The sequence below is a fragment of the Nereida sp. NH-UV-3 genome (assembly GCF_042939535.1).
In the GTDB taxonomy this organism is placed as follows: Bacteria; Pseudomonadota; Alphaproteobacteria; order Rhodobacterales; family Rhodobacteraceae; genus Nereida; species Nereida ignava.
Genome location: NZ_CP132157.1, coordinates 2,290,138 through 2,315,079 on the forward strand (window position 1 = coordinate 2,290,138; position 24,942 = coordinate 2,315,079).

Sequence of the window (24,942 nt, forward strand, 5' to 3'; positions counted from 1 at the left end):
TGGGCGTCGTTTATGCCATGGGTGGTTTTTGGGCAAGTAGAAGGCGGGCGATTTAGCGACGGGCGCGCAGCACGCTAGTTGGCTTTGTCTTTCGCCATGAACGGCAGGGGCACCACAGGCACGCCGTCTTTGATCAACTCTTTGGCTTCTTGCACGTTGGCTTGGCCGTAAATTGCGCGTTCGGGCGTTTCACCATCATGAATTTTGCGCGCCTCGGCTGCGAAATTGGTGCCCACATCATCAGCGTTGGTTTCAATGTGTTTGCGCATTTCTGCTATCGCTTGCTCGGCGGGGGAGGCGGCTTGGCTCAGCGCGCCTCGGGCGGGGCGTACTTGCGGCGCCATCAGGGATTTGGAGACATCCGTATCACCGCACACAGCACAAGAAACTAAATTGCGCCCGCGCAGCGTGTCATAGCTGGCGGCGTCGGCAAACCAGCTGTCAAACTGGTGATCATTTGTACATTTCAAGTTATATCGGATCATGCGGATCAAAGGCCCTAAGCATCATCAAGTCATGTATTATGTAGGCAAAGCGTACTGGAGGGCAAGATCACAAGCGCGTAGCTGCGTCAGCTCAGCAAGCTGCGATCAAACGAGGAGATAATCGCCCGCAACTCAGGCTCATCCACCTTTTTGGCTGCTTTTGATTGGCTGAACCACTTGCGTTTGCGCTGATCTACTTCGGGGTAGTCTTTGAGAATTTTCTTGACCTTAAGCGGGTACACCATTGCTACGCATGGCAGGTTTGGCATGTCGTCCATTTGTTTGGTGTATGAATAAAGCCCGATGCAGGTTTTGTAGATTTTGCCCTCAACACCCGCTTCTTCAAAAGCTTCTGTTGCTGCGGCATCACTTGGGGTTGTGTCGGCCATGGGCCAGCCTTTGGGGATGATCCAGCGTCCAGTCCCGCGCGAGGTAATCAACAAAATCTCAAGCTTGCCAGCCACAACTCGAAAGGGCAGCGCAGAGAACTGCGTGCGAAGGTCATACTTGGTTTTACCCGTAACAGAGAGCGGTAGCTGCTTCATTGATTTATTGGTGCGTCTTTGGCCTGCATGTTTTTTGTGTGGTGGCATCGTTGTGTCCTTCGTGCCTCCTAAGCCGTGAACATAACGCTAATTTTCGATGAATTCAACTTTTCGCAGACATCGGGGTTGGTTAGGCGCGTGTATTGGCGCGCGGATGTGTCTTGATAGGGTCTGGACAGTCATGTGTGTGGACCTAGGCTCACCATCATCATGACTGCACCATCCCCACTTGTTCGCCCTCTTTTCATCGGGTCCGAAATTTATCGCGGCTCCTCTTATGGCGCGTGGCACCCGCTGCGTGTGCCGCGGGTCAGTACGGTGATGGATTTGTCCCGCGCACTGGGATGGTTGCCATCACAGCAATACATTACAAGTCCGCGCGCCAAGCCCGTTGCAATTTCTGCATGGCACACACCTGCCTATATTGCGGCGTTGCAAGCCGCAGAGGCGGTGCAAGACGTCAGCGAAGAGGTCCGTCGCCGGCATCACATCGGGACCCATTCCAATCCTGTCTTTGCAGAAGTGTTTCGCCGCCCTGCTACATCAGCGGGGGGTGCGCTTTTGGCCGGAGAACTGCTTGCCAACGGGGGGCGTGTTTATGCGCCGGGCTGCGGCACCCATCATGCCATGCCTGATCGGGCAAATGGGTTTTGTTATTTCAACGACCCGGTTCTGAGTATTTTGTCGCTTAAGCGTAGTGGTGTGAAACGCATCGCCTACATCGACATTGACGCACATCACCCAGACGGGGTTGAGCACGCGTTTGAAGCCGATCCAGATGTGTTGATGTTTTCTACACACGAGGAAAACAGATGGCCCCGCACCGGTGCGCTTGGTGATGAAGGGGTGGGAAACCTGTTTAATTTGCCTCTGCCAAAGCACAGTCACGATGACGATATGGCCTATGTTTTGTCGGAGCTCATACTGCCTGCACTGCAAACTTTCAGGCCTGATGCGATTGTCCTTCAATGCGGCGCGGATGCGGTTGAGGAAGATCCGCAGTCAACGCTTGCTATGTCCAACAACGCCCATTTTGATGTGATCAGCGCATCGCTACCCATGTGCCCGCGCTTTTTGCTGCTTGGTGGGGGAGGCTATAATCCATGGTCCGTGGGCAGGCTTTGGACGGGTGCGTGGGGGGTGCTGAACGGTATTGATCCGCCGCGTGATCTTGATGACGCACCGCGCCGCGTGTTGGAAGCCCTTACATGGAGTGGTCACAGCCGTGCGAAAAACAGGCCTACGCATTGGTCAACCACCTTGCGCGATGATCCACGGAACGGGCCAGTTAAGGACGTGGTTCGTGAGCGGGTCGGTAAACTTAAGAAGCGGCTCTTGGTGCGCGTTTAAGATGCGCTTCAAGTTCTGTATAAAACGGCTCTTGATCTTGTGCGCGTCCTAAAACCGGTACTGCCGCGTCGCACATCACGTCTGGGCGGCAGGTCAGGATCGCGTGCGCCAGGTCTTCGGCTGAGCGGACCATCTTGGCGCCGCCCACAGCGTTCAGGGCACCATAGCTTTCCGTGAAATTTGACACGTGCGGGCCATGAAATACACCGCACCCATGGCTTAGGGGTTCAAACGGCGTGTGCCCGCCAACGGGCTGGAAGCTACCCGCCACCACGCAAATATCTGCAATGTCATACCACAGCGTCATATCGCCCATGGTGTCGGCCAAGGTGATCTGGGTGGTATTGGTGCGGCGGGTTCGGTCCGAATATTGGGCCACGCTGAACTGCCGGCCAATTAGGCTTACAACCTCGTCACGGCGTTTGGGATGACGGGGCGCCAAGATCAAATGCCATCGCGGGTCTTCGGCATGCAAAATGTCAAAAGCATCAAGGATAAGCTTTTCTTCGCCCGCGTGGGTTGAAGCGCCCAAAACTGTGAATGGGGCTTGGTATAGCTGCGCAAATTCTGCGAAATCTGCATGGGGTGCGGGGCGTTGATAATGCTCTTTTAGGTTGTTGGGTGCGCTGATGTTTGGCGCGCCAAGGACTTTGAAACGTGCTCCGCTGTCGCGGTCTTGTGGGCTGACTAGGCTCAGTGTGCGGTAAATATTGCGAAGTGAGTTGGGTAGTTTTTGCCATCGTGCAGCACTGCGCGCAGATAAGCGCGCGCCAATAATCACAACCGGTACGTGCGCGTGTGACAACACGGTTAGGCGGTTTGGCCAGATTTCGTTTTCCACAATAATGTGCGCGGAAATGGACCAATTACGCAGTATCATTTTCGTGACCCAACGCAGATCAATCGGGGCCAGATGCGCTTCGATCCGGTCGTTTCCCCAACCACGGATCATATCGCGCGCTGTAATCTGGTTGATGGTGACCAGAATTTTGCGGCTTGGATCACGGCGCAAGAGCGCCTCAAGGGTTGCCTTGGCGGATGTGATTTCACCGTTACTGGCTGCGTGGACCCAAATATGCGCGCCGCGCTGTGCAGGGCGTACGAAGCCAAGCCGCGCAGTCAGCCCCCCCATTTTCAGGATGGCATGCAGCAAAATGAACGGTGCTGCGAAGGTTATGGCGGCTCTGTATATCCACATGATCCCATTCGCCTTAGGCGGAGATATTGTGTCGAGCAAGAGTGCGGCTTTGATTAATTGATCAAAATGGCGGCGCTACGTGACGGCATATGGCTTTTAACATGAGGATTTCGAAGAATTACTGTGTCTTTTAGTTAATTTTTGTGTAAGTCGCCTCTGGAATTAAAAACAATCTTAACACTCGCTATGCAAAAACGGCCGCGTAACAAGTGTAGCCGGAGCGTAAGGCGCTAGTATGTCGAATAGTGATAATAAAGACCAAAGTGGTCCGGGACCTGGTGATGTGCAAAGCCGCGCCTCACGTGGGGTTGTGAAGTGGTTTGATCAAAACAAGGGAATTGGCTTCGTTGTTGACGGGCAAACTGGCGAGGATGTTTTGCTGCATCAAAACATCTTGCGAGAGCTTGGCCTCAGCTCAATCGCCAAAGAAGTTGAACTGACTTATCTGGTCGAGGACAGCGCGCGCGGCGCGCGGATTTCCGAAATTACAGAAGTTATCGCGTCTGAAGATCTGCTGACGATTGCGGATTTAACTGCGGATGAACTAAGTGCGTTGCAGCCCGCGATCGTGAAGTGGTTTGATGCCAAAAAGGGCTACGGCTTTGTCATTCCTTACGGCGAGGCGAAAGAGGTGTTCTTTCATGCAGAAACTCTGCGCCTGTCATCCTTGGGTGAGGTCGCCTCTGGGTTGGGCATCTGTGTAGTCATTGAAAATGATGGGCCAAAAGCAGCCGTGAAATATCTGTTTCCTTGGACAGACGCATCTCAACTCGAGTTTGAATAAGCATCGTCTCGGCGTTGGTCCCGTTGCTGGCCCCATATCAGTGCGACATTTTTGTTATTAACTGTTCATTTACATATTTGTTCATGAACTGTTCATAAACGTTACGCTACGTAATTGAAGTCGAAGAGGTTCTCTTTGACGGGTAACGAGTAGTGCCACGTGCACGATGTATTTAGTAATGAGCCTGATGGAGTTACTCCGTCAGGCTTTTTAGTGCGCAGACGGAAAGCCCAGATTGCACGCTCATGGCTGTTTCACAAACAATCACGCATTATTCACGTATTTGCTTTAATCAGCGTTAATTATTTCATATGCTATACCCGTGCTGTGTACAGATGTTGTTAGTATTGAGGTTGGTAGCTAGTGCGTGTGTTGATGATTGAAGATGACGAGGCCTTGGTCAAAGTTGTCGATAAAACTCTGAAAAAAGCCGATATTTTCACTTATTTCACGGGTAGTGGTGAAGAAGGCATCGATCTGGCGACGCGCTATGATTACGATCTGGTCCTGCTTGATCTGAAATTGCCAGATCTTGATGGGTACACGGTCCTCAAACGCTTGCGTGAAAATAAGGTGGAAACACCGGTGCTGATCCTGACAGGCATAAACCAGATTGATGAAAAGATTCGTGGTTTTGAATTGGGTGCAGATGATTTCATCACCAAACCGTTCAATGGCGATGAATTGCGCGCCCGTATTTCTGCGATTGTTCGGCGGTCACAAGGGCACAGTCACAATGCGCTTTCGGTGGGGGATCTGACCATTGATATTGAGGGGAAGGTCGCGGTTGCGAACGGGCATAAACTTAAGCTGACCAAGAAAGAATTTCAGGTACTTGAGATGCTGGCCCGCAAAATGGGTCTGGTCGTTTCAAAGGATATGCTGCGCCAAGAACTGTATGTGGCCGACGATGATCCTGATCATAACACGATTGATGTGTTCATCTTCCGTTTGCGCAAAAAGCTTGCCGCCGCCCAAAGTAGTACGCCAATTCAAACGATTAGGGGGCAGGGGTATGTGCTGGCAGAACCCGACCGGCCGTCAAAAGCCGCCGATCCCGAGGCGTAAAGCAATTCTGCGCGTGGGCCAATGACCGCCCTTGCGCGCCACTTAAGTGACATTGGCAAAGCGGTGCATATGGCGCGCGTAGGCTCAGTTGTGGCTGCCGTTTGCTTTGTTCTTGTCGGGTATGCGCTGGTGTCCGCTGCTAATCGTGCGCATCAAGATGAGCTAAACGAAAAGGCAAATCAGCTTAAGAATGCGCTGATGCTGCAGTTCTCTCTTATTGAGCAAGAAGTGGCGACCCTTGCGCAGATACTGTCGATTAAGGGCGTGTTTGATCTGAACGATTTCGACAAAGTATGGAGCCAAAATCACCGTCAGTTTTCGTCGGATCTAACCCGTGTCGTCGCATACGCACCTATATTATCACGCAGCGAACTTAGTCTTTTTGGCAATTACTATCAGCGAAATACGGACTATTTCAAGGCGCAGGGATATCCCAATCTCCCACTTTTGAAACAGACCGGACCACCACTTTCTGCTCCGCTTTTGTTCGTGGATCCGCCTTCGGCTAGGCAAACGAAATTTGGTATTGATTTGACTGAAAATACGGAAGGTTTTCGCGCCGTTCAGCAAATGTTTCTGCTCAATCAGCCCGCGTTGGTCGGGCCATATATCTTGTCGCTCGATGCACAGCGTGGTGATAACTATCTCAGTCTGATGGTGCTGTCTCCGGTCGTGGTTGACAACGACCAGCCAAGTGTCTGGCGGCGCGGTGTTGTGGCGGCTCCCGTTACGCCCGAGGTTATGTTGTCGCAGAGCGGTGCTGTTGACGGGCTTGGTGACTACAGCATCCGTCTTTCTGTCAATGACGCTGACGCCCCACCGATCGAGATTGCGCCAAATGCCGCAGACATTGATTGGATGGACCGCGTTCTGCCTGAGTTGAATGCCGATGATGCGTTGTTGTCGCTTGGTGGGCGGACATTGACGTTAAGCGTGAGTAAAGCAAATCGTTTCAGCCCAACCGAGGCGATCATGTTCGTGGTCATCATGGGGTCAATATTTGCTGTGGTCGCGCTAAGCTGGCTGTATCTGCGGCACATCAAACACGCCAGTGGACTTGTCCAAGCGGAACTTCTGGAGCGGGAAAGTGAGTTGCGCGCATCTGAACGCCGCATTGCGTATCTGCAAAACCAAGAAGCCATTGGCGAGTTGGTCGGCGGTGTAGCCCATGATTTCAACAATATTTTGGCAATCGTTCTGGCCAACGCAGAGCTTCTGCTGGACATGCCTTTGGATGAAAACGGCCAAGACTGCACCAATGAAATTCGCAAATCTGCAAGCCGTGGCACATCTTTGTCACGGCAACTTTTGGCGTTTGGAAAGCGATCTTACCTTGAGCCGAAAGCCCACCGCGCGGATGACTTACTGGGCGAAGCGATGGTACTGTTTAAGCGTATCATGCCCGCATCAATTGAGATTTCTTCTGATGTTTCAGAAGCGTTGCCACCTGTTCAAATTGACCGCAATCAACTGGAAACTGCTTTTTTGAATTTGGCCATTAATGCCCGTGATGCGATGCCTGACGGTGGCAAATTTACCCTTACCGCACAATTGACGCATATCACGGCAACTCAAACTGCGCATTTGCCTGGTGATCTTATCCCGGGAGAATATGTCCGAGTTCGGCTGCGCGATACCGGTGTTGGTATGAGTAAAGCGTTGGCAGAGAAGGTATTTGATCCCTTTGTGACCTCCAAGAAGGTCGGCACAGGCTCTGGGCTTGGCCTATCGATGGTTCAAGGGTTCATGCGGCAATCTGGTGGGACAATTTATCTGCAAACGCAGGAGGGTTCTGGCACCACAGTTGTGTTGTTGTTGCCGGTCGCGCGCAGTTTGGACGCCGAAAGCTCGGTGGAAACAGAGCCGCGCACAGTGCCGCGTCAGACACAAAAGACGATACTGTTGGTCGAAGACGAACGCGGCGTGCGCCTAGCCATGACGCGTCAGTTGCGCGCGGCAGGTCACAACGTGGTTGCGGTGAATTCAGGCGATGCAGCGTTGCAGGTTTTGGATGAGAAATCCAACATTGATCTGATGATCTCGGACATGGTCATGCCGGGCGCGTTGCAAGGGGTTGGGTTGGCCAGTGAGGTGCGAAACCGGCTGCCCGATTTGCCGATCTTGTTGATGTCGGGCTATTCCAAAGAAATCGTGGGTGCGAATGCGGAAATGTCGCCACTGCCACCCATGGTGCAAAAGCCGGTGTCGAGGGACGCTCTTCTGGATGCAGTCCGTGTGGAATTGAACCTATCGTCACGTTAGGCGAGCGGGCGTGTTGATCCCAAGCTGTGGCAGACCTACCTTAATGCTAACAAACAGGGGTGAGCATGATGAAATTGAAGGTAAACGGCACCGATCACCAAATTGACGTCGAAGATGACATGCCATTGTTGTGGGTTTTGCGCGATGTACTGGATATCAAGGGTGTGAAATACGGGTGTGGTATCGCGGCCTGTGGCGCGTGTACGGTCCATCTGAATGGGGATGCTGTGCGCAGTTGCCAGATTGCGGCAGCTGATGCGGTTGGATTTGAGATCACCACAATCGAAGGGTTGGGCACACCGGACGCCATGCACGCTGTTCAATCTGCGTGGGCTGATTTTCAGGTCGCACAGTGCGGGTATTGTCAGTCTGGTCAAATGATGCAGGCCGCCGCACTTCTGCAGGCTATCCCCCGTCCAACCGATGCTGACATTGATGATGCGATGAACGGGAACTTATGCCGATGTGGAACCTATCCGCGCATTCGTGCCGCTGTGAAGCAAGCCGCTGACACGCTGGCGAAAGGATAGATCATGAGTAAGCTCAAAAAGATCACCCGCCGCAGTTTTATGATTGGCTCTGGCCTTGTGGCTGGTGGCGTTGCGTTTGGGGCCTATAAGGTGGCGACACTGCACGCAAACCCGTTGCTTTCAGAACTGCGTGAGGGTGAGGCTGCGTTTACGCCCTTCATTAAGATCACCGCAGATGCGGTTACACTGATCACTCCTCACACGGATGTAGGGCAAGGGGTGCAGACGGCTCAGGCGCTGCTGATTGCTGAAGAGCTAGACATTGATCTTGATCAGGTCACGCTGTCGTTCGGCACCCCAGATCCAGCTTACTACAACACAGCCCTCGCGGATGAGGCGGTGCCTTTTCAAAGCGCTGACGACAGCCTTGCCGCGCGGTCTGCGCGCGGGGCTGCGGGGGCTGCATTCAAGCTGCTTGGCCTGATGGTAACGGGGGGCTCAAGCAGTGTGCCTGACAGTTATGAAAAGCTACGCATGGCGGGGGCCGTTGCTCGCGAGACACTGAAAAAGGCTGCCGCCGATCAAACGGGTCAGCCAGTCAGTGCGCTGCAAACGAAACAGGGCGCGGTCGTCTTGCCTGATGGCACCAGAATTGCCTATACCGACTTGGCAAAAGTAGCAGCGGAGATTGCGCCAGTGACGGACGTTTCTTTGCGCGATCCTTCGGAATGGAAACGGCTTGGTAAGCCTGTGTTGCGCAATGATATCGTAGCCAAATCTACTGGCACACAGCGCTATACAATCGATCTGGAACTCGATGGGATGCTTCACGCAAGTGTGCGCACCAATCCCAAACGCGGCGGTTCTGCGGCGCAATATGATACAGCCGCAGCAGAACAAATGCGCGGCATCAGTGCCATTGTGTCTGTATCTAACGGCATCGCTGTGGTTGCAGATAACACATGGCGCGCGATCAGGGCTGTTAATGCGATCGGCTGCGAATGGCCCGATGCTCCGTACCCCGCTGAAATGGAGGATCACTGGCAGGCGGTTTCTGATAGCTTTACGGACGATGCGCTAGACAAAGAGTGGCGCAATGATGGTGATGTTGACGCCGCGCTGGGCGCAGACGCCAAGGGGGTGCAGCAGATTGAGGCGGAGTACTTTGCGCCTTACGTGGCCCATCAACCCCTTGAGCCGCTTTGTGCTGTGGCCCGAACTCTTGAAACCGGAATAGAGATCTGGACAGCACATCAGATGCCGCGGTTTTTGCAGCAAAAAGTCGCGGCTGTGGTTGGCTGTGATGCCGATGAAGTGGTTTTTCATCAACAAATGGCAGGGGGCAGTTTTGGTCATCGCCTTGAGTTTGATGTGGTTACCCAAGCGGCTGAAATTGCAGTGGCAATGAAGGGCAAGCCGGTCAAGTTAACCTACTCACGCGAAGAAGATTTTGCCCAAGATTACGTCCGTCAGATCAGCATGGGACGCGCAAAAGGCGCGCTTAAAGATGGTGGGGTGCATGCATGGCAGATGGACATCGCATCACCGTCCGTAACGGCGTCGCAAATGCCACGTTTGGGTCAGCCTGCTGCGGGTCCTGACACCCAAATTGCAGCCGGTGTTTGGAATATGCCTTATGTGGTGCCGCACCTGTCCGTGCGCGCATATCGCACACCAGAGTTAGCGCCGATTAGCTCATGGCGATCTGTTGGTGCGTCATCGGCTGCGTTTTTTGCAGAGAGCTTTTTGGATGAAATGATTCATGCTGCAGGGGCTGATCCGATGGCAGAACGCTTAAGGTTGATCCAGTCGCCACTCCACCGCGCAGTTTTGGAGGCGGTTGCGGAAATGTCGGATTGGGGCGCACCGCTTGGCCAAGGGCAGGGGCGCGGCGTTGCCTTTGTTGAAAGCTTCGGCGTGCCAACAGCGGAAGTGGTGCAGGTGCGTGATACTAGTCGGGGCATTGTGATCGAAAAAGTTTGGATTGCCGCAGAAGTGGGGCAGGTGCTTGATCCGATTAATTTTGAAAATAACGTAATGGGCGGCGTTGCTTGGGGGCTTGGTCACGCAATGAACTGTGAAATCACTTTCACAGATGGCGTCGCCGATCAGCGTAATTTTGACATGCACGACGGAATACGCATGGCGCAGTGTCCGCAAATTGAGGTCCGTGGTTTGACGAACGGTGACAAAGTACGCGGCATCGGTGAGCCACCTGTCCCGCCCGCCGCGCCTGCGCTTGCGAACGCGATCTTCGCGGCGACGGGGCAAAGGGTGCGCAGGATGCCGTTCTGGAACGACGTTGATTTTGCCTAAGCGGAGACTGGCGCAGAAGTTGAGAACCGCTCGCAATTATCTTGCTAGTTGCGAGTGGTTCGCATAAACGGGCTGCAGTCAATCAATGGAGATCTGCACATGTTTTTCTTCCGTCCCTCTATTTCATCGTCATTTTGTTCGCTGGTTATGGCGGGCGCGTTTGCTATTTTGCCAATCAAGGCTGTTGCGGACGAACAGTTTAAAGTGGTGACGACTTTTACGGTTCTGGCTGATATGGCGCGCAATGTGGCGGGTGATGCAGCAGTTGTGGAAAGCGTGACAAAACCCGGTGCAGAAATACACGGCTACGCCCCCACGCCCCGCGATATTCTGCGCGCACAAGATGCGGATTTGATTTTGTGGAACGGGCTAAATCTTGAGCTTTGGTTTGAGCAGTTCTTGAGTAATTTATCCGAGGTGCCCAGTGCTGTGCTGACTGACGGCATTACGCCGATCAGTATTTCTGCGGGTGAGTATACGGGCCTGCCAAACCCACATGCGTGGATGGGGCTGGATAATGCGCTGATTTATGTGGACAACATACGTGACGCATTGGTCACCCATGATCCGGATAATGCCGAGACATACCGCGCCAATGCTGATGCCTACAAAGAACGTATCACCCAAACGATTGCCCCCCTACGCGACCGTGTTGCAGCAATCCCGCAACAACAGCGCTGGCTGGCAACGTGCGAAGGCGCGTTTAGCTATCTGATCAAGGACTTCGCAATGCAGGAGTTGTATCTGTGGCCGATGAACGCAGATGCCCAAGGTACACCACAACAAGTGCGCCGTGTGATTGATGCCGTGCGTGCGAACGATATCCCTGCGGTGTTTTGCGAAAGTACTGTGAGCCAAGCCCCCGCGGAGCAGGTCGCGCGTGAAACAGGCGCCAGTTACGGTGGCGTGCTCTATGTCGATAGCCTTAGTGCACAGGACGGGCCTGTGCCCACATATCTGGACCTACTTCGTGTGACATCACAAACAATTGCCGATGGTTTGGGCGGATGAAAGACATAGCCGCGCCCCTGAGCACTGGCATCAAAGCCGAACATGTGACCGTTACTTACCGCAACGGGCATACCGCTTTGTCGGACGCGAGTTTTGAAATTCCCGCAGGCACAATTACAGCGTTGGTTGGGGTGAACGGGGCAGGTAAATCCACGTTATTCAAAGCAATTATGGGATTTGTTCCTGCCGCAAGAGGCGAGATTTCTGTGATGGGCATGTCCGTTAAGGCGGCTCTGGCCAAGAACATGGTGGCCTATGTGCCCCAGAGCGAGGACGTGGATTGGAGCTTCCCTGTGCTTGTGGAAGACGTGGTGATGATGGGCCGCTACGGTCACATGGGGTTCCTACGTCGGCCATCTGCTGCGGACCATGCGGCCGTCACTGAGGCATTGGACCGCGTCGGCATGCAAGCCTACCGGCACCGTCAAATCGGCGAGCTTTCAGGCGGGCAGCGCAAGCGCGTCTTCCTTGCGCGCGCATTGGCCCAGCAAGGGCAGGTAATCTTGCTTGATGAGCCGTTTACAGGCGTTGATGTACAAACAGAAGACGCCATCGTGGCCTTGTTGCAAGCCATGCGCGATGAGGGGCGCGTCATTTTGGTTTCGACCCACAACCTTGGATCCGTGCCAGAGTTTTGTGACCGCACGGTGTTGGTTAAAGGCACTGTGTTGGCCTCTGGCCCAACCGCAGACGTGTTCACCCATGCCAATCTTGAAATCGCCTTTGGCGGCGTTCTGCGCCACTTTGTTCTAACCGGTTCTCAGCTTCACGATGATGATGACACCCGGTCCGTTCGGGTCATCACCGATGATGAGCGCCCCTTCGTGGTCTACGGCGACGAGATGCAAGCAGCGTCCGATGCGCCAAAAGCCAAAGGCGAAGTGACCGAATGATCGACACGCTCCTTGAGCCTTTTGGCTACGCCTACATGTTCAATGCAATTTGGGTCAGCTCGCTGGTGGGGGCGGTCTGTGCGTTTTTGTCGGCGTATCTGATGCTTAAGGGGTGGTCCTTGATCGGCGACGCGCTGAGCCATTCTATTGTGCCGGGGGTAGCGGGGGCGTATATGCTGGGCCTGCCATTTGCACTTGGGGCGTTTGCGGCGGGCGGTTTGGCGGCGGCATCCATGCTTTTTTTGAACCAACGCACTGGCCTGAAAGAGGATACCATCATTGGTCTGATCTTTACGTCATTCTTCGGGCTTGGCCTGTTTATGGTCTCGGTCTCACCCATTTCGATCAGTGTGCAGACCATCACTTTTGGCAATATTTTAGCCATTACTCCTTCGGACACGCTGCAATTGGCTGTCATTGGTTTTGTGAGTTTAGCTGTGCTGTTGGCAAAGTGGAAAGACTTCATGGTGACGTTCTTTGACGAAGATCACGCCCGTTCAATCGGGCTAAAGCCCGATGCTTTGAAAGTCATTTTCTTTGCGATTTTGGCTGCCTGCTGTGTGGCCGCGATGCAAACTGTTGGTGCGTTCTTGGTCATCGCCATGGTCGTGACGCCGGGTGCGACGGCCTATTTGTTGACTGACAGGTTCCCACGTTTGCTTGCTCTAAGTGTGGCGATTGGTGCGACAACAAGCTGTGTCGGCGCCTATCTGAGTTACTTCCTGGACGGTGCAACGGGTGGGTTGATCGTGAGCCTGCAAACCCTGATCTTTCTGGTCGCGTTCATGCTTGCGCCAACACATGGATATCTTGCGGCGCGTCGGCGTGCGGCTAAAGCAGTGCGGACAAACTGATGGACGAGTTGCTGTTGCCGTTTCAATTTGCGTTCATGAACAAGGCTTTCGTGATCATGGCAATGCTAAGCATTCCGACCAGCCTGTTGTCTTGTTATCTGGTCCTTAAGGGGTGGTCGTTGATGGGCGATGCGATCAGCCATGCGGTGCTACCGGGCATCGTGTTGGCCTATGTATTCAGCATCCCGTTACTCATAGGGGCGTTCGTTGCAGGTATGTTTTGCGCTGTTGCGACTGGCTTTCTTAGCGACAACAGCCGCGTCAAGCAGGACACCGTTATGGGCATTGTGTTCTCGGGAATGTTTGGGTTTGGGATTGTCTTGTACACCAAGATTTCTACCAATCTGCATCTGGATCACATCCTTTTCGGCAACATCTTGGGGGTGGGTGAACAGGATCTTTGGACGGCTGGCCTGATCTCCCTAGGGGTTGCGAGTATCGTGATCGCCAAGCGACGTGATTTGATGTTGCACGCGTTTGACCCGGTGCAAGCACAGGCTGTGGGATTGCGGGTAGGGCTGCTGCACTATGGGCTTCTTACGCTGATTTCCCTGACAATTGTCGCGACCCTGTCTGCAGTCGGCATTATTTTGGCAATTGGGTTGCTGATTGCACCGGGCGCGATTGCGTATCTGTTGTCCAACCGCCTCAGCATCATGTTGCCCACCGCCGTACTCGTAACGCTCGCCTCAAGTGTCGTGGGTATCTACGCCAGTTTCTTCATCGACAGTGCACCGGCGCCAACAATCATTTTGGTGCTGACCATTTGCTTCATTGCGGCCTTTGTGCGGGCGCGCTTTAAACTTCGCGTAGCCTGATAGGGTCTGTCATAAACCCCAAGAAGTTGGTGGGTTGAACAAGTGCTGCGCAGTGGTATTGACCATGTGAACCCTGCAAAACGGCAGGATACGATGGCCACTGCCAAAACATGTGAGGCGCAGCAGATGTCCCTTAGGGCGATCTTGGTGAAAGTGATAAACGGCTGGGCGCTGTTGGGTGGCGCTTTGCTTTTGATCATTGTCTCCGTCACTGCGATTAATGCCGCGGGGTTCAGTGCGAATGTCATCGCGCGGTTGTGGGGGGGGACAGTTCCTGGGTTGCCGGGTTACGAAGACGCGGTTCAGATGCTGGTTGGCGTCGCGGCACTGGCGATGTTTCCTTACGCGCAACTGCACAGCGCGCACGCTTCCGTTGATGTATTTATGCAATATGCACCCGTGCGGGCCAGCCGGATCGTTACCGTTTTGTCCAATACTGTGTTGGCCGCAATTGTTGTGTGGATGGCGTTCATGCTGGTCCAAGGTACGGTTCAAATGCGCGCGGATCACGTGGAAACTACGGTTCTGGGCTGGCCCGTGTGGGTGTTTATGTCTTCGGCAGTTGTGTCCTGCGCGCTTTGGTCAGTGGCAGCACTAATGGCAATAGCGGGACCACCGGAGAATGCCGATGGATCGTGAAATCATCGGGATTTATGGACTACTGGCGCTGTTTCTTTTGATCATGCTGCGCATCCCCGTGGCGTTGGCGATGTTGGTTACTGGTGTTGTTGGCACGTGGGTGCTGAGCCTCGCCTCGCCGTTCATCAAATTCGGTCCCTATCTTTTGCAATTCAAAACTGCGCTTTGGAACTCGGTGGCGAATTATGATCTGTCGGTTGTGCCTCTCTTTGTGCTCATGGGCTTTTTGGCGGCGGAAACGGGTCTCAGCCGTGATTTGTTCCAAGGTTTAAGTGCGCTGACGCAGAAAATACGCGGTGGGGTGGCGATGGCGACCGTGCTGGCCTGTGCGGGTTTTGGGGCGGTAAGTGGCTCGTCTATCGCAACCGCATCGACAATGAGCCGCGTTGCACTGCCCGAGCTGCGCCGCTTGAAATACAACGAGGGCCTTTCGACAGGCGTGCTGGCCGCAGGCGGTACGTTGGGCATTTTGATCCCGCCGTCCGTGGCTTTGGTGATCTACGCGATCGTTGTGGAAGCGCCGATCATAGAGATGTTCCAAGCGGCCATTGTCCCCGGTCTTTTGGCAGTCGTGTTTTTCCTAGTCGTGATACGTGTGCGAGTGGGCCGAAACCCTGACCTTGCCCCGCAACCCATCGCGCTCAGCCCATCAGAACGCACTCACGCCATTAGACGTTTGATCCCTGTCACGTTGATTTTTGGGGCCATTATTTTGGGTCTTGGTATGGGATTTTTCACACCGACACCTGCGGCGGGCGTAGGAGTGTTTTTGATCTTGGGGTACGGCCTTTTGTTAAGGCGCACGTCTGATGACGGGCTGACTTTTGGGCGCTTGAAAGCAGCACTTCTGGCGACAGCAAAAACCGCATCGATGATCTATTTCATTTTGTTCTCCGCAGATATCCTCAAGGGCTTTTTCGCGCGCACTGGCCTGCCAGCGTCGCTGAGCGATTGGGCAGGGGCCTCTACGCTTGAGCCTTACGTCATTCTGATTTTGATGTTGCTCATCTTGATCATTTTAGGCTGCTTTATGGAAAGCCTGTCGATGATCTTGGTCGTGGTGCCGTTCTTTTGGCCTGTCTTGATCGAGCTCAATGGCGGGGATTTTGTCACCGCTGAGACGGCTGCATTCGGCATGACGACGGATGATTTACGCATCTGGTTTGGAATTCTTGCGCTTATTGTCGTAGAGCTTGGGTTGATCACGCCGCCGGTTGGCCTGAATGTTTTCGTGATCAAATCCTTTTCGCCTACCACAAATCTAAGCGTCATTTTCCGCGGTGTAGCGCCATTCTTTGGCATCGAATTGATCCGCGTTGCACTACTGCTGGCCGTGCCCGCGTTGGCCCTTTATTTGCCAACGGTGTTGTAACTGGGCTGAAGTATGCTGTGTCTTCTGCGCCATAATTATTAGCGGCTAGTCTGACCTTATCGCCTTATGATCAGTGTATGTCTTTGCCTTTCAACCGTGTGAAAACGCTTGCTTTTTGATCGGTGACAAGACAATTTAAGGCTAAGTGAACGGCGCTTTGCGTGCTGGCGTTCGTATAGTGTCTTGAAGTTACCAGTTTTTCAGCGGTGTTTATTAGTCTCAATGTTAGTTGTTTTCCCGAATATTTTTGGTCGTGATCAACGCCGTTTGGCGCGCTGTCGATCAGCTAAATCCCGCATTTCCCGTGCCGGCGTTCGGCGAACGCGTTTAAGCGCTCGCAGCACTTGTTGCACTAAGTGGGTGTGAATCGGCGACAACCAAAGCGACTGATGAGCGGCTGTCTGGTTTGTTGGCATCGGGTCTTGAGGCGGAAAAGCAAGCACGCATTGATGAACGGCTTTCAAAAACGCTGAATAAAGAAAACGCCATAGGCGCGCTGAAGACCAACTTCGCAGGTGTATCTGATACGGGTGAGGGCCAAGTTGATCTGTCTCGGCTGACGGCGCTCGCGCTTGAACGCAATTCGCGTATCGGGCGGGCGGCTCAGGCGATCAACCGCGAAGACGCCCTTCGTCTAAATGCAATTTTTGGATATCTGCCGCAGGTGTCCGTTAATTACCAGTCGGATCAAGTCAGCTCAAACGTGAAAGAAACTGACAACGCTGTTTTCCAGTTGGGGCAAGCTGATTATCCGGCAACGAAGCTTAGCGTACGCATTACCCAACCGATTTTTGATTTGAGCCGTATTTTTGGGATTCAGTATGCCGCCAATGCACTTAGCAAAGCGGAAGTTGAGTACATCAAGACGGTGCGCGATGTAACGTATGAGATCATGGACGCGTATCTTGTGGCCATTCAAGCCAACACGCGGGCTACTTCATTGCGTCAGCGTCAGGCTCTGGTTGCGCGCCAGGTTAGTGCGCAATCGGTGCTTAGCGAAGAAGGGCTTGATCTGGGCGCGAGTGTATCATCGCTGCGCAGCGAGCGGGCGGGTATTGCATCTGAAGAAGCGCTTGAACAATCGCGGTTGTCGCAAGCCTTGAGCGATCTGGCTTTGTTGACGCGGACCGTGGTCGCGGACGTTGAGCGTTTATGTCTGCCCGGCACTGGTTAATGGCGATCCTGATTTTGGCTTATGTCACTGTAGACCAAGTGCAGATCACGCAATCCCTACGCGATAAATTGGCGCCGCATCACGACTGGCGACTAACGTCTCAGCTTGCCGAAAGTGAGGTGGCGACGGATAGGTTGTTTGTCTGGGGCGGCAGAGACGATCGTCTATCGTTCAATTTCAATTTAATTCGGAACGCCCATTATTTAACCGACGGTCATCATGCCGAGTTAGTGTCAATGGATGGTGTTTCTAAGCTGAACTCGGGAGAGGTCATAGTGTTTGGTCATGTTCCTCTAAACACCAAGTGGAGTGAGCCGTGCGGCAATAAGATCACCGATGCACTTTCTGATATCGGAAAGGATTATGCCGCTTATTTTACAACACAAGGCTGGACGTGCCAGAATGGTCGTATCGTGAACCAGTGGCTGCGTGTCTTTTGGTGCATCACATAGGTTTGAAAAGAACGGTCGTGTAACATAACGTAGTGTTTAGCTTGTAACGATTTGATAGTGGCCTCCTCTTTACCACGTCCAAAGTTGCTCACTATTTTTACTTCGCGGACGAACGCGTCTTGCTGCTAGTTTTTCAGCCCAGCGATCAACTGTTGAAATTTCTCACCTTGTACTGTCACGTGCGCTCGCAGCAGATTTGCAGACAGTTCGGCATCTCCAGCCATGAGCGCCTCAATAATTTCATCATGCTCCGCAAGTGATTGCCCCATCCGCCCTCGAAAACGTAGCTGGACGCGGCGATAGGGTTTGAGCCGGTGTTGCAATCTTAACGCTTCGTTTTGCAGATGTGAGTTAGTGGCGCCGCGGTAGATTTCCTGATGGAAGACCTCGTTTTCATAGTAATAGCCAGCCGCATCCTGACGCTCAACCGCGTCTCGGCATCTGGCGTCCGCGTGACTAAGTCGTTTGAGCCCTTCATCGGTCATCCTTGCGGCTGCAAATCTGCCGCAAGAGGCCTCTAATTCTGCCATTGTTTCAAACATTTCAAGTAGTTCTACGGGCCCTGGTTGGCGCACAAAGACGCCTCGTCTGGGAATTTGTTCGGCCATTCCAGACATGACCAAACGCTGCAATGCTTCGCGGATAGGGGTACGCGACACACTGAAGTGCTCGGCGAGTTTAATCTCGTCAAGGCGTTCACCGTCTGCGTACTCACCTTGGAAAACCAGTTCCTCAAGAGAGTCTGCGATTTGTTCTGCACGTTTCAATGTCATATCGCGACAATACTATATATTTATCTTGGAGCGCAATATTTAACATCTTGTATACAAGAATGTTGACTGAGAATGCATCGTGGGTGAGGGTACAGAACAGTCGCACCAACGAGTCGGCTGATAAATGGGAGGAAATTATGAAAAAGAACATTCTAGCGACTGTCGCTATGGTGGCTGCTATGGGCGTTGCGTCTGCGGCGCAGGCGACCGAATTACGTCTGTCACACCAATGGTCGAACAAAGATATTCGCCACCAAGTTGCACAGATCGTCGCGGACGGTGTGGCTGAAGCCAATGTCGATCTAGATATCAAAATCTTCGGATCGAAGTCCTTGTTTAAACCGCGTGAGCAATATCGTCCGTTAAGCCGTGGTCAATTGGATATGACCGTTTTGCCGCTTAGCTACGCGGGTGGCCAGCAGCCAGCGTTCAACCTGACACTGATGCCCGGCTTGGTGAAGAACCATGACCATGCGGCACGTTTGAGCAAATCTCCTTATATGGAAGCCCTCGAAGCAAAGATGGCTGAGGATGATGTTATGGTGCTTGTGCACGGTTATCTGGCGGGGGGCTTTGTTGGAAAAGACAAATGCATCACCGGCCCGGCTGACGTTGATGGGCTGCAAACGCGTGCGGCGGGTAAAGCGTTTGAACAAATGCTGGCCGGCGCAAATGCGTCTATCACATCCATGGCGTCTTCAGAAATCTACAACGCGATGCAAACAGGCATTCTGAATGCTGCAAACACATCGTCTTCGTCTTTCGTTTCTTATCGCATTTATGAGCAGGTTGCCTGCTACACACCTGCGACAGAAGATTTTGCGCTGTGGTTCATGTACCAGCCTTTGCTGATGAACAAATCGACTTTTGAGGGTCTGTCAGCAGATCAGCAAGACGCCCTATTGGCGGCTGCGGAAAAGGCAGAAGCGTTCTACTTAGAGGAAGCCAAAAAGCAGGATGCCGCATCTGTTAAGGTATTCCAAGATGCAGGCGTTGAGATCGCCAGCATGTCTGCTGAAGATTTTGATGCATGGCGCGCATTGGCGCAGGAAACATCCTACAAGCTCTTTGTGGCGGATGTACCGGACGGGCAGGACCTGCTCGATATGGCGCTTGCTGTAGAGTAAGACTGATATGGCGACCGCTGGAAACGGCGGTCGCCAAACATACCCCCCACTAAATTCTGTTTTTGGAAGGAAAGTCGATATGGCTGGCCAAAGCTCAGCTGCCTCTTCGCGCACGGGCAATAATCCCTTTCTGCGTGCGGTTGCAGCCCTCTCTACTCTAGCGGGATGGTGCTCTGCGGCGATGATTGTCGCGGCTGTTGCAATTACCTGCCAAATGATTTTCGTGCGCTTCGTATTGAACCAGTCTACTGTCTGGCAAACCGAAGCGGTGATCTATCTTGCTATCGCAGCCACCTTGGTTGGCCTGCCTTACGTGCAGCGTTTGCGCGGGCACGTGAACGTTGATTTGATCCCGCTCGCCCTTTCGCCAAGCGCGCGCTACTACATGTTCATCCTGACGATGACCCTGTCCATTACGATGGTCGCAATCGTTCTTTTCTACGGATACGAGCACTGGCATCTCGCCTATGAGCGGAACTGGAAGTCTGACACCATTTGGGCCGTGCGACTATGGATACCGTACCTCGCAATTCCTGTCGGATTTGGGCTGTTCTTGCTCCAGTTGATCGCTGACTTGGTCGCTGTTCTTTTGAAAATTGACACCCCCTTTGGTCTGGAGGACGTGTAATGGACCCGATTTTGCTTGGCGGCATTGTCGCCCTCGTTACCATCCTTGTTCTCTTTTCTGGGGTCTCTGTTGCCCTTGGACTGCTTATCGTCTCGACTGGCTTTCTGTTAATCTTTGATGGCCTTCGTTCGCTTGAGTTGATCCCTGAAATTCTGTTTGGAAAGCTTGATAACTTCGCCCTTCTTGCGATCCCGATGTTTATCATCATGGGCTCGTCGATTGCATCCACAAGGGCGGGTGCTGATCTGTACGAAGCGCTTGAACGCTGGCTGACACGCGTGCCGGGTGGTTTGGTAATTTCCAATTTGGGTGCTTGCGCACTTTTCTCGGCTATGTCCGGTTCAAGCCCCGCAACCTGTGCGGCCATCGGTAAAATGGGCATCCCCGAGATGCGCAAACGCGGATACCCCGACGGCGTTGCGGCCGGGTCGATCGCGGCGGGCGGTACGCTCGGTATCCTTATTCCGCCTTCGGTCACGATGATCGTTTATGGCATCGCCACAGAGACTTCGATTGGGCGTCTGTTTTTGGCCGGTGTCATTCCGGGGCTTCTGTTGGTGGGCTTGTTTATGGCGTGGTCACTTTATTCGACATGGAAAACGGGCGATCAGCAACTGTTGTCGTCACGCGTCTACACGTGGAAAGAAAAGTTCGAGATCTTGCCCCGCGTATTGCCATTTCTGGCGATCATCTTGGGCGTTCTTTATGCAATGTATGGTGGCATCGCGACACCGTCTGAGACTGCCGCAGTTGGCGCCCTGCTGTGCTTGTTGATCGCGGTTGTGATCTACAAATTGTGGAACCCAAAAGATTTGTGGGTCGTTCTGCGCGACAGTACCAAGGAAAGCGTGATGATCATGTTCATCATCGCTGCAGCGGGTGTGTTTTCCTACATGCTTTCAAGTCTATTCATTACGCAGTCGATCGCGGAATGGATCGGAACATTGGATGTGAACCGTTGGGTGCTAATGACGTTCGTCATGCTGTTCCTTTTGGTTGCGGGCTTCTTCTTGCCTCCAGTCGCGGTAATTTTGATGGCTGCGCCCATCTTGCTGCCTATCATCACCACAGCAGGCTTTGATCCCATCTGGTTTGCGGTCGTACTGACCATCAACATGGAGATCGGTTTGATATCGCCGCCCGTCGGGCTGAACCTTTATGTGATCAATGGCATCGCGCCTGACATCTCGCTCAAGACCATTCTAAAGGGGTCATTGCCGTTCGTTGCATGCATGGTGATCGCCATTGTTCTGTTGTGCTTCTTCCCGGGCATTGCGACATGGCTTCCTGATGTCATGATGGGAGAGGCGGTGTGAGCTACTTTAGCGAGCTGATTTCAACTGTATTTGAGCGGCGCTATCAAAAGGCGCTCTCGAATGAGGTTGTTGACAGAACGACATCGGAGTTGTGCGAAGACCTGCTTAGCAGTCACGGAGAGGTGTCGGGTGTTACTCTGGCACGCAACCTACTGGATCGTTACGCAGGCATGACCCATGAGGAAAAAACAGCGTTTTTCAAATTCATGGCTCATGATCTTGAGATCAATCCGGATGACGTCATCAGTTCGCTAGAGAAGTACCAAGAGAAACCGGCCAAAGGCACGTATCGTGCCTTTGCAGCCGCATGTGAGCCCCGCCGGCAGGAGTTAGCAAGACGCCTTAATCAGGTTCCTGGTGCGACCGGACAATTGGTTCAGATGCGCAAAGACCTGTTGGGCATGATGAGAGATCGTGCTGATCTGGAACCCGTAGACGTAGATTTCAGGCATTTATTTGCGTCGTGGTTCAATCGCGGTTTTCTGGTGCTGCGGCCCATCGATTGGTCAAGCCCTGCGGAAATCCTTGAAAAAATCATTGCCTATGAGGCAGTGCATGAAATTGATAGCTGGGATGACCTGCGCCGCAGATTAAAACCGACTGATCGGCGTTGTTTTGGGTTTTTTCACCCGTCGATGGCAGACGAGCCACTCATCTTCGTGGAGGTGGCTTTGACGAAAGGTGTGCCTAATTCCGTTCAAGACTTGCTCACAAATGAACGCGCAGAGATTGAAGCCGAAGATGCCGACACGGCGGTCTTTTACTCAATTTCGAACTGCCAAGCAGGTTTGGCCGGTATTTCGTTTGGCAATTCGCTGATCAAACAAGTTGTCTCTGATCTGTCAAAAGACCTACCCAACCTGTCGACATTTGTGACACTTTCCCCAATTCCGGGGTTGAATAAATGGCTTGGCGGTACTGATTTGGACATCCTAGAAGAGGCCGACAACCAAGCTGTTGCAGCGCATTATTTACTTGAGGCGAAAAGGTCCGATGGGATGCCGTTCGATCCCGTTGCGCGGTTCCACTTGGGCAATGGCGCGCTGGTCTACGCCGTTCACGCAGAGGCAGATACGTCGCCGAACGGACGCAAGCAATCTAATGGGGCAATGGTGAATTACCTCTACGATCTTTCCCAAATTTCACAAAACCACGAGAAATTCGTGGGCGAACAGACCGTCGTCGCATCCGCTGCTGTCAAAGCGCTAAGCGCATCGGTCGCGCCCAAAAGTTAAGGAGCCTGATCATGGCAAACCCTCTATTTGATACACTTTTCGGACGCCACCAAGGCAAGACAACACCTTTCCTGGAGACGCCTGACGGCACAGTCATCACCCACGGTGAGTTCCTTGATCTGGCAGCGCAATATGCACATGTGCTGGTAGAATTGGGCGTAAAGCCCGGCGACCGTGTTGCAGTTCAGATCGGCAAATCTCCCCAAGCTTTGGCCGTCTACGCGGCATGTGTTCAGGCTGGGATCGTGTTCTTGCCGTTGAACACGGCTTACACGCCTGATGAAGTCTCGTACTTTGTTGAAAATAGCGCCGCGCGCGTACTTCTGTGTGATGGCAAGCGGTCTGAGGCTTTGGCGCCAATCGCCGCGGCAAGTGGCGCCATTCTTGAGACCATGAATAATGACGGTAGCGGTAGTTTCGCCACCAAAGCGGGTTCGATGGCTTCTGTATTCTCAACGGTTGAACGCTCGGAAAATGACTTGGCCGCGTTTCTTTACACGTCTGGGACCACAGGTCGCTCAAAAGGTGCCATGCTGACCCAAGCCAACCTGCTTTCAAACTGCACAACTCTGACAAAAGAGTGGGCGTTCACATCCGGTGATGTGCTGCTTCACGCGCTTCCGATTTTTCATACACACGGGCTTTTCGTGGCGACAAACATTGCGTTGCTGGCGGGTAGTAAAGTTGTCTTCATGCCCAAATTTGATCTGGATGTGATCATTGCGCATCTGCCCAACGCAACCACGATGATGGGGGTCCCGACGTTCTACACGCGTTTATTGGAGGATCCGCGTTTTACCAAAGATCTTGCGCAGCACATGCGTCTGTTCATTTCTGGAAGCGCGCCCCTGTTGGCGGAAACTCACGTACAATTCGAACAGCGCACGGGCCACCGAATTCTTGAGCGTTACGGCATGACCGAGACCAACATGAATACGTCCAACCCTTACAAGGGCGAGCGTCGCGCCGGTACGGTTGGCTTCCCGCTTCCGGGTGTTGAGGTCAAAATTACCGATAGCACTACCGGTGCAACTTTGCCCCAAGGCGAGATTGGCGAAATCGAAGTGCGTGGACCCAACGTCTTTAAGGGATACTGGCAGATGCCCGAAAAAACAGCAGAGGAGCTACGTGACAACGGATTTTTCATCACAGGGGATTTGGGCCAGATCGACGAAGACGGGTATCTGCATATCGTTGGGCGCAACAAGGATCTGATTATTTCGGGTGGCTACAATATCTACCCCAAGGAAATTGAACTTCTGCTCGATGCGGAATACGGCGTTCTGGAAAGTGCAGTTGTAGGGGTTCCACATCCAGATTTTGGCGAAACAGTCCTTGGGATTCTTGTTGCTAAATCTGGGGCAGAGCTTGATCTTGATGCGATCAAACAGAGCATCTCCACCTCGCTTGCCCGCTTTAAGCACCCGCAAAAACTGATTGTTGTTCCTGAGCTTCCACGTAACACGATGGGCAAAGTGCAAAAGAAGGCGCTACGCGACGAGTACAAAGACTTGTTCGTTCCTGCATGATGTCACCGTGTGACGTGTGACGTGTGACGTGTGACGTGAGACGGCATTTGCACATCTCATCGGTTAGTTGTCAGCAGACAGAATGAAGGGCAAGGCTGAGGCGTTGCTCATCACGTTACAGCGAGTTCGCTAGCGGAGTGTGAGGGGGTGTCACTGGGACCACTCTTAGTGTTCCGAGGTTACTATAGCGTTGGCTAAACTAAATTTGCGCCAACCCTCTGGAACTTAAGGTGTGCCATAGCAAGCGTTTCTTTGTTTATGGTGCCCTGAAGATTTGCATTAATCAGTCTCTGTGCCTTCACGCCATTTGCTACAACTGTGCATTAGCTGCGTACATAAGTCTAAAGCGTTATATCTTCGTATAAATCGTGATTAAGTAATAGCGCTGAAGTTTACAGGCTAATCTGGATTTCCAGCGATCCGATGTAAGGAATATAATTTTAAATTGAACGGGCTAGATAAAGTCCATCACCATGCTCTTAGTTATGCCGTGGGATGTAATATGGAGGCGAGTACCGGAATCGAACCGGTGTACACGGATTTGCAATCCGCTGCGTCACCACTCCGCCAACTCGCCTCGTGCGTTTGCAATGCAATCGCGTGGTGTAGCGTTGATTTAGCGGTGCGTTTGCCATTGCACAAC

Annotated in this window: 23 protein-coding genes and 1 tRNA gene; 19 read left to right on the forward strand and 5 right to left on the reverse strand. The window is 53.0% G+C overall.

Annotated elements, in window-relative coordinates; all coding sequences use genetic code 11:
- Positions 1-74 precede the first annotated feature (74 nt).
- Entirely contained in the window at positions 75-485 is a 411-nt protein-coding gene (locus NeNHUV3_RS11265; RefSeq protein WP_391481495.1) for a DUF1178 family protein, read from the reverse strand.
- A gap of 86 nt (positions 486-571) precedes the next feature.
- A complete protein-coding gene (locus tag NeNHUV3_RS11270) occupies positions 572-1,078 on the reverse strand; it encodes an NUDIX hydrolase (protein ID WP_391481496.1) in 507 nt (168 codons plus the stop codon).
- A gap of 162 nt (positions 1,079-1,240) precedes the next feature.
- On the opposite strand from NeNHUV3_RS11270, the gene NeNHUV3_RS11275 reads away from it, so the two are divergent.
- Positions 1,241-2,380, forward strand: a complete 1,140-nt coding sequence (locus tag NeNHUV3_RS11275) for an acetoin utilization protein AcuC (RefSeq protein WP_391481498.1) — start codon at positions 1,241-1,243, stop codon at positions 2,378-2,380.
- Here the strand turns inward: NeNHUV3_RS11275 and NeNHUV3_RS11280 are convergent.
- Positions 2,352-3,578 carry a 3-deoxy-D-manno-octulosonic acid transferase gene (locus NeNHUV3_RS11280; protein ID WP_391481499.1) on the reverse strand — a complete coding sequence of 409 codons (1,227 nt, stop codon included), beginning with the start codon at positions 3,576-3,578 and terminating at the stop codon, positions 2,352-2,354. The genes NeNHUV3_RS11275 and NeNHUV3_RS11280 overlap by 29 nt on opposite strands.
- 235 nt (positions 3,579-3,813) lie before the next feature.
- On the opposite strand from NeNHUV3_RS11280, the gene NeNHUV3_RS11285 reads away from it, so the two are divergent.
- The 13 genes from NeNHUV3_RS11285 to NeNHUV3_RS11345 all read left to right on the forward strand — a co-directional run bounded on the left by NeNHUV3_RS11285 (position 3,814) and on the right by NeNHUV3_RS11345 (position 17,691).
- Positions 3,814-4,362 (forward strand): cold-shock protein, encoded by a 549-nt coding sequence (locus NeNHUV3_RS11285; RefSeq protein WP_391481501.1) that lies wholly within the window; start codon positions 3,814-3,816, stop codon positions 4,360-4,362.
- A gap of 375 nt (positions 4,363-4,737) precedes the next feature.
- Positions 4,738-5,430 (forward strand): response regulator, encoded by a 693-nt coding sequence (locus tag NeNHUV3_RS11290; protein WP_391481502.1) that lies wholly within the window; start codon positions 4,738-4,740, stop codon positions 5,428-5,430.
- Positions 5,431-5,451: 21 nt separating this feature from the next.
- The gene (locus NeNHUV3_RS11295) at positions 5,452-7,692 is read left to right on the forward strand and encodes an ATP-binding protein (protein ID WP_391481503.1); all 2,241 of its coding nucleotides are present in this window, start codon (positions 5,452-5,454) and stop codon (positions 7,690-7,692) included.
- Positions 7,693-7,760: 68 nt separating this feature from the next.
- Positions 7,761-8,222: a (2Fe-2S)-binding protein gene (locus NeNHUV3_RS11300; protein ID WP_391483251.1), complete on the forward strand. Its 462-nt coding sequence runs from the start codon at positions 7,761-7,763 to the stop codon at positions 8,220-8,222.
- Between the two features lie 3 nt (positions 8,223-8,225).
- Positions 8,226-10,478, forward strand: coding sequence for a molybdopterin cofactor-binding domain-containing protein (locus NeNHUV3_RS11305; protein WP_391481504.1), 2,253 nt, complete (start codon positions 8,226-8,228; stop codon positions 10,476-10,478).
- Between the two features lie 99 nt (positions 10,479-10,577).
- A complete protein-coding gene (locus NeNHUV3_RS11310; RefSeq protein ID WP_391481505.1) occupies positions 10,578-11,489 on the forward strand; it encodes a metal ABC transporter substrate-binding protein in 912 nt (303 codons plus the stop codon).
- Positions 11,486-12,382 (forward strand): manganese/iron ABC transporter ATP-binding protein, encoded by an 897-nt coding sequence (locus tag NeNHUV3_RS11315; protein ID WP_391481506.1) that lies wholly within the window; start codon positions 11,486-11,488, stop codon positions 12,380-12,382. Before NeNHUV3_RS11310 ends, NeNHUV3_RS11315 begins: the two co-directional genes overlap by 4 nt.
- Entirely contained in the window at positions 12,379-13,236 is an 858-nt protein-coding gene (locus NeNHUV3_RS11320; protein ID WP_391481507.1) for a metal ABC transporter permease, read from the forward strand. Before NeNHUV3_RS11315 ends, NeNHUV3_RS11320 begins: the two co-directional genes overlap by 4 nt.
- Entirely contained in the window at positions 13,236-14,054 is an 819-nt protein-coding gene (locus tag NeNHUV3_RS11325) for a metal ABC transporter permease (protein ID WP_391481508.1), read from the forward strand. The genes NeNHUV3_RS11320 and NeNHUV3_RS11325 overlap by 1 nt, the downstream gene beginning before the upstream one ends.
- Before the next feature lie 93 nt (positions 14,055-14,147).
- A complete protein-coding gene (locus NeNHUV3_RS11330; protein WP_391481509.1) occupies positions 14,148-14,693 on the forward strand; it encodes a TRAP transporter small permease in 546 nt (181 codons plus the stop codon).
- Positions 14,683-16,065 (forward strand): TRAP transporter large permease, encoded by a 1,383-nt coding sequence (locus NeNHUV3_RS11335; RefSeq protein WP_391481510.1) that lies wholly within the window; start codon positions 14,683-14,685, stop codon positions 16,063-16,065. Before NeNHUV3_RS11330 ends, NeNHUV3_RS11335 begins: the two co-directional genes overlap by 11 nt.
- 406 nt (positions 16,066-16,471) lie before the next feature.
- Positions 16,472-17,239: a TolC family protein gene (locus tag NeNHUV3_RS11340; RefSeq protein WP_391481511.1), complete on the forward strand. Its 768-nt coding sequence runs from the start codon at positions 16,472-16,474 to the stop codon at positions 17,237-17,239.
- Positions 17,239-17,691 (forward strand): hypothetical protein, encoded by a 453-nt coding sequence (locus tag NeNHUV3_RS11345; protein WP_391481512.1) that lies wholly within the window; start codon positions 17,239-17,241, stop codon positions 17,689-17,691. The genes NeNHUV3_RS11340 and NeNHUV3_RS11345 overlap by 1 nt, the downstream gene beginning before the upstream one ends.
- Before the next feature lie 125 nt (positions 17,692-17,816).
- Here the strand turns inward: NeNHUV3_RS11345 and NeNHUV3_RS11350 are convergent, their stop codons facing one another.
- A complete protein-coding gene (locus NeNHUV3_RS11350; protein WP_391481513.1) occupies positions 17,817-18,464 on the reverse strand; it encodes a GntR family transcriptional regulator in 648 nt (215 codons plus the stop codon).
- A 137-nt stretch (positions 18,465-18,601) separates the two neighbouring features.
- On the opposite strand from NeNHUV3_RS11350, the gene dctP reads away from it, so the two are divergent.
- The 5 genes from dctP (at position 18,602) to NeNHUV3_RS11375 (ending at position 24,299) form a co-directional block, all read left to right on the forward strand.
- Complete coding sequence (gene dctP / locus NeNHUV3_RS11355; RefSeq protein WP_391481514.1) at positions 18,602-19,591, forward strand: TRAP transporter substrate-binding protein DctP; 990 nt, start codon at positions 18,602-18,604, stop codon at positions 19,589-19,591.
- Positions 19,592-19,670: 79 nt separating this feature from the next.
- Complete coding sequence (locus tag NeNHUV3_RS11360) at positions 19,671-20,219, forward strand: TRAP transporter small permease (RefSeq protein ID WP_341246609.1); 549 nt, start codon at positions 19,671-19,673, stop codon at positions 20,217-20,219.
- A complete protein-coding gene (locus NeNHUV3_RS11365) occupies positions 20,219-21,535 on the forward strand; it encodes a TRAP transporter large permease (protein WP_391481515.1) in 1,317 nt (438 codons plus the stop codon). Before NeNHUV3_RS11360 ends, NeNHUV3_RS11365 begins: the two co-directional genes overlap by 1 nt.
- Positions 21,532-22,770 (forward strand): malonyl-CoA decarboxylase, encoded by a 1,239-nt coding sequence (locus tag NeNHUV3_RS11370; protein WP_391481516.1) that lies wholly within the window; start codon positions 21,532-21,534, stop codon positions 22,768-22,770. Before NeNHUV3_RS11365 ends, NeNHUV3_RS11370 begins: the two co-directional genes overlap by 4 nt.
- A gap of 11 nt (positions 22,771-22,781) precedes the next feature.
- Positions 22,782-24,299 carry a malonyl-CoA synthase gene (locus tag NeNHUV3_RS11375; protein ID WP_391481517.1) on the forward strand — a complete coding sequence of 506 codons (1,518 nt, stop codon included), beginning with the start codon at positions 22,782-22,784 and terminating at the stop codon, positions 24,297-24,299.
- A gap of 503 nt (positions 24,300-24,802) precedes the next feature.
- On the opposite strand, the gene NeNHUV3_RS11380 is transcribed toward NeNHUV3_RS11375, so the two are convergent.
- Positions 24,803-24,876, reverse strand: a tRNA-Cys gene (locus NeNHUV3_RS11380).
- Positions 24,877-24,942 lie beyond the last annotated feature (66 nt).